Origin of the sequence: Actinacidiphila oryziradicis (genome assembly GCF_005047355.1) — a bacterium.
Lineage (GTDB): Bacteria > Actinomycetota > Actinomycetes > Streptomycetales > Streptomycetaceae > Actinacidiphila > Actinacidiphila oryziradicis.
On record NZ_SUMC01000005.1, the window covers coordinates 284,913 to 294,059 of the forward strand.

General features: G+C 70.3%; 7 protein-coding genes. 1 reads left to right on the forward strand and 6 read right to left on the reverse strand.

Annotated elements, in window-relative coordinates; translation table 11 throughout:
* Nucleotides 1-11: 11 nt before the first annotated feature.
* The 5 genes from hydA to ggt form a co-directional block, all read right to left on the reverse strand.
* A complete protein-coding gene (gene hydA, locus FCI23_RS08255; RefSeq protein ID WP_136722790.1) occupies nucleotides 12-1,418 on the reverse strand; it encodes a dihydropyrimidinase in 1,407 nt (468 codons plus the stop codon).
* Nucleotides 1,415-2,755, reverse strand: coding sequence for an aspartate aminotransferase family protein (locus FCI23_RS08260; RefSeq protein ID WP_136722791.1), 1,341 nt, complete (start codon nucleotides 2,753-2,755; stop codon nucleotides 1,415-1,417). Before FCI23_RS08260 ends, hydA begins: the two co-directional genes overlap by 4 nt.
* A 5-nt stretch (nucleotides 2,756-2,760) precedes the next feature.
* Entirely contained in the window at nucleotides 2,761-3,606 is an 846-nt protein-coding gene (locus FCI23_RS08265; RefSeq protein ID WP_136722792.1) for a nitrilase-related carbon-nitrogen hydrolase, read from the reverse strand.
* A gap of 131 nt (nucleotides 3,607-3,737) precedes the next feature.
* Complete coding sequence (locus FCI23_RS08270; protein WP_136722793.1) at nucleotides 3,738-5,147, reverse strand: hypothetical protein; 1,410 nt, start codon at nucleotides 5,145-5,147, stop codon at nucleotides 3,738-3,740.
* 251 nt (nucleotides 5,148-5,398) lie between these two features.
* A complete protein-coding gene (ggt, locus tag FCI23_RS08275) occupies nucleotides 5,399-7,192 on the reverse strand; it encodes a gamma-glutamyltransferase (protein ID WP_136722794.1) in 1,794 nt (597 codons plus the stop codon).
* A gap of 129 nt (nucleotides 7,193-7,321) precedes the next feature.
* Between ggt and FCI23_RS08280 the strand changes: the two genes are divergently transcribed.
* A complete protein-coding gene (locus FCI23_RS08280; protein ID WP_136722795.1) occupies nucleotides 7,322-8,077 on the forward strand; it encodes a hypothetical protein in 756 nt (251 codons plus the stop codon).
* Between the two features lie 285 nt (nucleotides 8,078-8,362).
* On the opposite strand, the gene FCI23_RS08285 is transcribed toward FCI23_RS08280, so the two are convergent.
* A partial coding sequence (locus FCI23_RS08285) for an IS630 family transposase (RefSeq protein WP_136722796.1) occupies nucleotides 8,363-9,147 on the reverse strand: 785 nt, incomplete at its 5' end.

A 9,147-nucleotide genomic window follows, 5' to 3' on the forward strand; every position in this document is an offset into this window, starting at 1 on the left:
TGGCGCTGCTCCTAAATGAGGTACTGGCAGGTGCCGCGAGGCGTGTACTGGCCGTGGCCGGCCCGGCCGACGAAGGCCTTTCCGTCGATCACCGGCTCACCGCGCGAGAGCACCGTCTCGACCTGCCCGGTGACCCGCTTGCCCTCGTACGCCGAGTAGTCGACGTTCATGTGGTGGGTCTCGGCGGAGATGACCTGCTCGGCGTGCGGGTCGTAGATGACGATGTCGGCGTCGGCGCCCGGGGCGATGGTGCCCTTGCGGGGGTAGAGGCCGAACATCCGGGCCGGGGTGGCGGCCGCGATCTCGATCCAGCGGCGGCGGGAGATGTGGCCGTCGACGACCGCCTGGTGGAGCAGGTCCATGCGGTTCTCGACGCCCGGCAGACCGTTGGGGATCTTGGAGAAGTCGCCCCGGCCCAGTTCCTTCTGCCCGCTGAAGCAGAAGGGGCAGTGATCGGTGGAAACGACCTGGAGGTCGTTGGTGCGCAGGCCGCGCCAGAGGGCCGCCTGATGCTCCTTGGGGCGCAGCGGCGTGGAGCACACATACTTCGAGCCCTCGAAGTCGGGCTCGGCGAGATTGTCGGTGGAGAGGAAGAGATACTGCGGGCAGGTCTCGCCGAAGACGTTGAGCCCCTTGTCGCGGGCGGTGGCGAGTTCGGCGAGGGCCTCCTCGGCGGAGACATGGACGACGTAGAGCGGTGACCCGGCTACCTGGGCGAGCTTGATGGCCCGGTGGGTGGCCTCGGCTTCGAGGAGGGCGTGCCGGACCTCGCCGTGGTAGCGGGGGTCGGTCCTGCCGGCGGCGAGGGCCTGCTCGACGAGGACGTCGATGGCGATGCCGTTCTCGGCGTGCATCATGATCAGGCCGCCGTTGGCGGCGCCGCGCTGCATGGCACGCAGGATCTTGCCGTCGTCGCTGTAGAAGACGCCGGGATAGGCCATGAAGAGCTTGAAGGACGTCACTCCTTCCTCGACGAGGACATCCATTTCCTTGAGGCTGTCCTCGTTGACATCGGCGAGGATCATGTGGAAGCCGTAGTCGATGGCGCACTGGGCGTCGGCCTTGGCGTGCCAGGTGTCGAGGCCTTCGCGGAGGGAGTGCCCGACGCTCTGCACCGCGAAGTCGATGATGGTCGTGGTGCCGCCCCAGGCGGCGGCCCGGGAGCCCGTCTCGAAGGTGTCGGAGGCGAAGGTGCCGCCGAAGGGCAGCTCCATGTGGGTGTGTGCGTCGACGCCGCCCGGGATGACGTACTTGCCGGCCGCGTCGATGACGCGGCCGGCGGACGCGCTCCAGCCGGCCGTGAACTCGCTGTCGTGGGCGGCGAGGGCGACGACGCGGCCGGCCTCGATCAGCACGTCGGCGTGGACCTCGTCCGCGGCGGTGATGACGAGTCCGCCGCGGATGACGGTGCGGCTCATGCGGCGCCTCCCCTTGATCCTGCTGGATCCAGTTGGCTCTGTGCCTGTTTGAGGGCGTCCTCCAGGATCGCCGCGCCCTCTTCGGCCTCGGCGATGGTGAGCGAGAGCGGCGGCGCGATACGGAGCGCGTCGCCGGCCCGGCCGCCCTTGCCGACCAGCAGGCCGCCTGCGCGGGCGGCTTCGAGGACGAGGTTGGCGGCGGCGGGCTCGGCGAGTTCGATGCCGAGCATGAGGCCGCGGCCGCGCACTTCGGTGACGACGGGCAGTGCGGCGGCGATCGCTTCGAGGCGGGACCTGAGCAGTCCGCCGACGCGGCGGGCGTTGCCCTGGAGGTCGTGGTCGATGAGATACGTGAGGTTGGCCAGGGCTCCGGCGGTGGTGATCGGGCTGCCGCCGAAGGTGGAGATGGAGTTGGCGGTGAGGCTGTTCATGACCTCGGCGCGGGCCACGACGCCGCCCATGGAGAGGCCGTTGCCGATGCCCTTGGCGAAGGTGAGGATGTCCGGGGGCCCGGATTCGGCGTGGGCCTGCCAGCCCCAGAAGTGGTCGCCGGTCCTCCCCCACCCGGTCTGCACCTCGTCGGTGATCCAGAGGATCCCGTGCCGGTCCAGGACCCGCTTGAAGGCGCCCAGCAGGCCGTCGGGGCCGGAGGTGAAGCCGCCGACGCCCTGGATGGGCTCGGCGATCAGCGCGGCGACCTGTCCGTTGGCCTGGCCGAGGATGTCCTCCAGGTCCGCCACGCAGGCGGCGGTGAACTCGGCGTCGCTCAGATGCGCGTACGGGCCGCGGGAGCGGACCCCGCCGTGGACGTAGAGCGTCTGCAGGGGCGACAGGCTCGTCGGCGACCAGGCGGTGTTGCCGGTGATGCCGATGGAGGTGAAGGAGCGGCCGTGGTAGCTGTTGCGCAGCGCCAGGATCTGGTTGGACCTGCGGTAGATGGTGGCGAGGAGCAGCGCCGTGTCGTTGGCCTCCGTACCGGAGGTGGTGAAGAAGACCCGGGCGTCCGGGATGCCGGAGAGCCGGGCGATGCGCTCGGCGAGATCCACGGCCTGGCGGCTGAGGTACAGCGTGGAGGAGTGCAGGATCTTGCCGGCCTGCTCCCGGACGGCCGCGGTGACCTCGGGCAGGGCGTGTGCGGTCATGGTGGTGAGGATGCCGCCGAAGAAGTCGAGGTAGCGGTTGCCCTCGGCGTCCCAGACGTGGCGGCCCTCGCCGTGGGTGAGCTCGATCGGCTCCTGGTAGTAGGTGGCGAGCCAGTCGGGGAGGACGGCGAGGTGGCGGGAGTGGAGCGCCGCGTGGCTGTTCTTCAGGTCAGGGGTGCCGGTAGCGGTAGCCATGATGATCACGCCTCCGTGAGGGGGGCGTACGCGTCCGGGCGGCGGTCGCGGTAGAACGCCCATTGTTGGCGGACCTCGGTGATCCGGTCGAAGTCGAGGTCCCGGACGAGCAGTTCCTCCTCCTTGTCGGAGGCGACGTCGCCGACGAACTGGCCGCGCGGGTCGACGAAGTAGCTGGTGCCGTAGAAGTCGTTCTCGCCGTACTCGGGCTCGGTGCCGACCCGGTTGATGGCGGCGATGAAGTACTCGTTGGCGACGGCGGCGGCGGGCTGCTCCAGCTGCCAGAGGTAGGAGGACAGGCCTCGGTGGGTGGCGGAGGGGTTGTAGACCAGCTGGGCGCCGGCCAGGCCCAGTGCGCGCCAGCCCTCGGGGAAGTGGCGGTCGTAGCAGATGTAGACGCCGACCTTGCCGACGGCGGTGTCGAAGACCGGCCAGCCGAGGTTCCCGGGCTTGAAGTAGTACTTCTCCCAGAAGCCCTTGACCTGGGGGATGTGGTGCTTGCGGTACTTGCCGAGGTAGCTGCCGTCGGCGTCGATCACGGCGGCGGTGTTGTAGTAGAAGCCGTCCTGCTCGATCTCGAACACGGGGACGACGATGACCATGCCGGTCTCGCGGGCGAGCGCCCGCATGCGCTGCACGGTCGGGCCGTCGGGGACCGGCTCGGCCCACTTGTAGTTCTCCGCCTCCTGCACCTGGCAGAAGTACGGGGCGTTGAAGACTTCCTGGAAGCCGATCACCTTCGCGCCCTGGGTGGCTGCGGCGCGCGCGTGCTCTTCGTGCTTGGCGAGCATCGATTCCGTATCGCCGGTCCAGGTGGCCTGGACGAGCGCGGCACGTACGACATTGGCCATGATCCGCTCCTTTTGACGCGATGACACACCGGGTCACCCAGGGTCTACGCCCGTAGAGTCCGGCTGTGGGTAGACCGTAAGAGCCCATTACCCACTGTGGCAATACCATCGGCGTTACTCAACGAAGGCGATCAGGTTTCCTGGTCGGGGAGACCCGCACGGCGTAGTACGGCCGCCACATCGCGACTCATGGACACCGACAGGAGCCGGGCCGCGGCCAGCAGCGGGCCGGCCAGATCGTGGCGCTCGTACACGATTTCCACGGCGTCCTCGGCGGTACGGGCCCGGATCAGCGCGGCCAGCAGAGTGACCGCCTCCTGCCGGTGACCGGCGTCCCGGAGGGTGGCGGCGGTGGCCGCGACGTCGGCGGCCGGGCGGGCCGCGGCCTGGTGCAGCAGGGTGCGGCAGTCGTCGGGCCGGCCGCCGCGAGCCAGGGCGACCGCGGCGGCAACCAGCTGCGCGGGCGGCTGCGAGCCGATCTCCCAGAGCAGGGTCGCCACATCGGCGGTGTGGCCCGCCTGCTCCAGCGCCGCCGCGAGCAGCGGCACGCTCTCGGCGGGGCCCGCGGCCGTCTCGCTGATCAGTACGTACGCCTCGCCGCTACGGCCGGTACGGCGCAGCTCGGCGAGCCGGGCCGCCGTCCGGCCCGCCTCTTCCAGCCGTTCCCGTTCGGCCCGTGCCTGCGCCGCCCGGCGCTCCTCCTTGCGGTTCTGCGGCTCGTCCGCGACCGCCCCGGCGAACCTGGCGCCGCGCAGACCGGGCGTTCCCGGTTCCGGGACGGCGGCCGGGGCGGACGGCACCTGCGGCACCTCGGTGTCCTCCGGCGCCCCGGCGAACCTGGCGCCGCCATAGCGTGCGCCGCCGCGCTGCTTGGGGGCACGCTTGCGGCGGGCGGGCTCGGGCTCGGCGGGGTCCGGGTCAGGAGCGGGCTGGGGCCTTTGCTGCGGTGCGTATGGCTCCGGCTGCTGGTCCGCGGCCTGCGCGGCGAGCGGGCGGTGGGCGGGCTGCACCGGCTCCGCGTGGAACCAGTGGTCGAGCAGCGGGCGCGGGTCCGCGAAGCGGGACTCGACGGCGTCGAGGCGGGCCTGGAGCTCTGTGCAGCGGGCGGCGGCGCGCTCGCGGTCGTCCCGGGCCCAGGCGAGGTCGTTGGCGAGGCGTTCGGATTCCAGGGGGCCGTGATCGCCCTGCTGTACGGCGCCTGCGATCTGGCGTTCGCGTACGGCCGCGTACTGCCGCTGCCGCAGCATCCCGTCCAGGCTGGCGCGCAGCGCGGTGTCGCTGCCCGGCGCGCCGTCCAGTTCGGCGACGGCCGCCGCGTGCAGGCGCTGGGCGCGGGCGGCCAGTTCGGCGTCGACGGGGAGGCCGCGGTGGGCGGCCACATCGTGCAGCACCGCGCGTACGACGTCCCAGGGCGGCACATCGGTGCCGTCGAGGTAGGCCTGTACGCCGTCGGGGTCCCGGTGCGCGAAGACCCCGTACCAGCCGGGTGCGTCGCCCAGCGCGGCCACGAGGGCCCGGAAGTAGTGCGTGAACTCCCGCATGGCCCCATCGACTCGGGCGCCCGCCGTGCGATCCACTGTCACCCCTCCGTGTCCCATGGGTTGGCAGCAAATTCGACACCAGTGGCGTTACAGGATCGCTACGGGGAGTTTTCGCGCACCGACAAGCCCTCGCCAATCGCTCACAATGGCGACGAAACCGTTTGCCGGTGGTCAACCATGGCGAAGCCCGGCGAACACGCCCCTGGAGCATCCGGCCGCCGCCGGAGAGTACGGCGACGGCCGGACGGGCTCTATGAGCCGGACGGCTGGACCACCCGCGCGGAACCCCCGCCGCGGCGCACCGTCTCGGCGGCGGCGAGCCAGCGGCCGTCGGGCAGCCGCTGGACGCCGGTGGCCGCGCCGATCTCGCCGCCGTTGGTGAAGGTGTGGCCGATGGCGGCGAGCTGGTCCTTGGCCGCCGTGGCGAGGAAGGCGGGCTCGGCCGTGTCGGTCGTCGTATTGCGCTGGCTGACCCGTGGCGCGGCGATGGCGTCAACGAGCGGGAGTCCCCGGTCCACGTGCTCGGTGAGCACCTGGAGGACTGTGGTGATGATGGTGGAGCCGCCGGGCGAGCCGAGGGCGAAGGCGACGCGGCCGTGGTCGAGGACGATGGTCGGGGAGATCGAGGAGCGGGGCCGCTTGCCGGGACCGGGCAGGTTGGGGTCGTGGACGGCCGGGTTGGCCTGGGTGAAGGAGAAGTCGGTCAGCTCGTTGTTGAGCAGGAAGCCGCGGCCGGGGACGGTGATGCCGCTACCGCCGGTCTGCTCGATGGTGAGGGTGTAGGCGACGACGTTGCCCCACTTGTCGGCGACGGTGAGGTGGGTGGTGTTCTCGCCCTCGTACGTGGTCGGGGCGGCGGTGCCGGTGCTGCCGGGGCTGGTCGGGTCGCCGGGGGCGAGCGGGCTGGTGAGGACGGAGTCGTCCTTGATCAGGCTCGCCCGGGAGTCGGCGTAGGACTGGGAGAGCAGCCCGGCGGTGGGTACGTCCTCGAAGGCCGGGTCTCCGACCCAGCGGCCCCGGTCGGCGAAGGCGATCCGGCTGGCCTCCAGGTAGTGGTGGAGGTACTGGGCCTCGGTGGCCTTGGAGAGGTCGGTCTTCTCCAGGATGTTCAGCGCCTCGCCGACAGTCGTACCGCCGGAGGAGGACGGGGCGATGCTGTAGACGTCCAGGCCGCGGTACGAGACCTTGGTCGGGGCCTGCTGCTTGGCCTTGTACGCCTTCAGGTCGGCCGTGGTGAGGTCGCCGGAGCGTACGACACGGGTGGCGGCGGGGTCGACGGGCGGTTTGCGGACCGTGTTGACGATGTCGGAGCCTATGTCGCCGCCGTAGATCGCGGAGACACCCTTCTTGCCGAGTTCGGTGTAGGTACGGGCCAGGTCGGGATTGGTGAAGGTGGAGCCGACCACCGGGAGCCGGCCGCCCGGAAGGAAGAGCTTGGCGGTGGCCGGGAAGTCCGCGAACCGGGCCTGGTTGTCGGAGGTCTGGCTGCGGAAGGTCGCGTCGACGGTGAAGCCGTCCCTCGCGATCCGCTCGGCGGGCTTCAGTACCTGGCCGAGCGGCCGGCTGCCCCATTCCTTGAGCGCGGTGGCCCAGGTGGCGGGGGTCCCGGGGGTGCCGACGCTCAGGCCGCTGGTGACGGCGTCGGCGAAGGCGAGCGGCTGGCCGTTCTCGACGAAGAGGTTGGAGGTGGCGCTCTTGGGCGCGGTCTCACGGCCGTCGATCGTGGAGACCTTGTGCGTCTTGGAGTTGTAGTAGACGAAGTAACCCCCGCCGCCGACACCGGAGGAGTACGGCTCCGTGACGCCCAGCGCCGCGGCCGTCGCGACGGCCGCGTCCACCGCGTTGCCGCCGTTGCGCAGCACCTCGATGCCGGCCGCCGAGGCGTCGGCGTCCACACTGGACACAGCACCGCCGTAGCCGACGGCGACCGGGGTCTTCGCCGGTGTGGTGTCCGGGGGTGCCTGGAGTGGCGGGGCGGCGGTGACCACGGCCAGCGAGGCGGTGACGGCGAGCAGTGAAAAGCTCCGGACGGCGGGACGACGCATGCGGGTTCCTCCAGTCAAAGACCGTCTGCGCAGCCTAACGCGGTCCCTGGCGCTCCGTCAGGAGTGCGTCGGTCCCGAAACACTGCCTTCACCTGAGGCAACACAGGAACCGCACTAGGATTCGCACCCATGAGCGACGACGTACGCAATCTCGTACTCGGCCTGGCCGCCAGCGCCATCAGCGCGGCGCTGGGCTGGTTCGTCCGCACCTACGCCTGGCGCCGCAAGCTCCGGCGCAAGCAGCGCTTCTTCGGCCTGCCCAGCGGCTCCGAGTGCCTGCTCGTGGTCAACCGCGACCCCGGGTCGCGGGACTGGAACGTTGCCCAGCATGATGTCTTCGCCCTCCTCGAACTCGCCGCGCTCATCAAGGATTGCAGGTCGCACGCCGACATCCTCGCCCACGACGCCACCCAGCAGGGCTTCGGCACCCGCACCGAATTCTGCGTGGGCGGTCCCGTTTCCAACCAGCGGATGGCGGCCCATCTGCGGTCCATGCTGCCGGGCATCGAGGTCAACACCGACCCCCTCCCCGGCCCGGACCGCGGCGCCTTCACCATCGGCGGCGAGACCTACCGCATGGAGAAGGGCGAGGTCGAATATGTCCTCCTCGCCCGCATCGCCGCAGGCCAGGACGCCGGGAACGACCGGCCGGTCTTCCTCGCCTCGGGCCAGCGGGGGATCGCCAACCAGGCGGCGGCGCGCTACCTGGCCCGCCACCATGCGCGGTTGTCACGCAAGTACGGGCTGAACGGCACTTTCTGCCTGCTGCTGAAGATCGTCAACTCGGCGGCGTACGGACCGGACGTGGTGGAGCTCGTCGCCGACATTACCCGCCCTGCGTCCACCGCGCCCCCGCAGGCCGTCCTGGAGATCACGGCGGACTGAGCGGACTGCCGTCGGGGAGGTGCTCACCTCCAACCGGGCCCAGGCGTGCGGTCCGGCTCGTTCGCAGCATTCCCGAGTGCGCCCCTGGCCCGCCGACAGCGGCGGGTGGCACCTTGAGAGCTGGCTCATGACGCAGGGCGTTTCCGCAACGCGGCGGGTGCCGTGCCTGGGGGCACCTCCCAAGGGCACCTCCCGGCCGAAGGCTGGGGGAGGTAGCTGGGGGCGCGTCGCGGACCCGGCCATGATCGGCCGGACAGGCCCTAGTGTCTCGTGATCCTGTTTGTGTCACTTCGCGTTGTTGTCGACGAGTTTCTTGATGTTGGTCTGGACGAGTCGGACCTTGGCGAGGATCTCGTCGGCGGTCGCGGTCCAGGTGAAGGGTTTGGCGTCGGTGTTCCAGTTGTCGATGTAGTCACGGATCTGGGTGATCAGGACGTTGACGCTGCTGAAGGTGCCGCGGCGGATCGACTGGCGGGTGATAATTCCGAACCAGGTTTCTACCTGATTGATCCAGGAAGACCCGACAGGGGTGAAATGGAAGGTGATGTGTGGGTTTTTCGCGAGCCATTCCCGCACCTCGGGAGTCGTGTGGGTGGAGAGGTTGTCCAGGACGATGTGGATCTCCTTGCCCGCGTGCGGTTTCACGGCCTTCTTCACGAACGCCAGGAAGGACTGGCCGTTGCGGTTCGGCTTGCACTCGCCGATGACCTCGCCGGTGCCGACATTGAAAGCGGCGAACAGATTCGTGGTCCCGTGGCGGACATAGTCATGCGTGCGCTTCTCGGTCGCCGCGAACGCGACCGGCAGGACCGGCTGGGTCCGGTCCAGGGCCTGTATCTGCGTCTTCTCGTCGATCGACAGCACCACCGCGCCACCCGGCGGGGCCAGGTACAGGCCCACCACGTCGGCGACCTTCTCCGCGAACGCCGGATCCTTGGAAATCTTGAAGGTCCCCGAACGGTGCGGCTGGAGTTTCTCCTCGCGCCATACCCGCGCGATGTAGTGCCACGACACCGAAATACCCTCGGTGCGCTTCAGGTGGCGCATCAATGCCCGCGTCGACCAGTGCG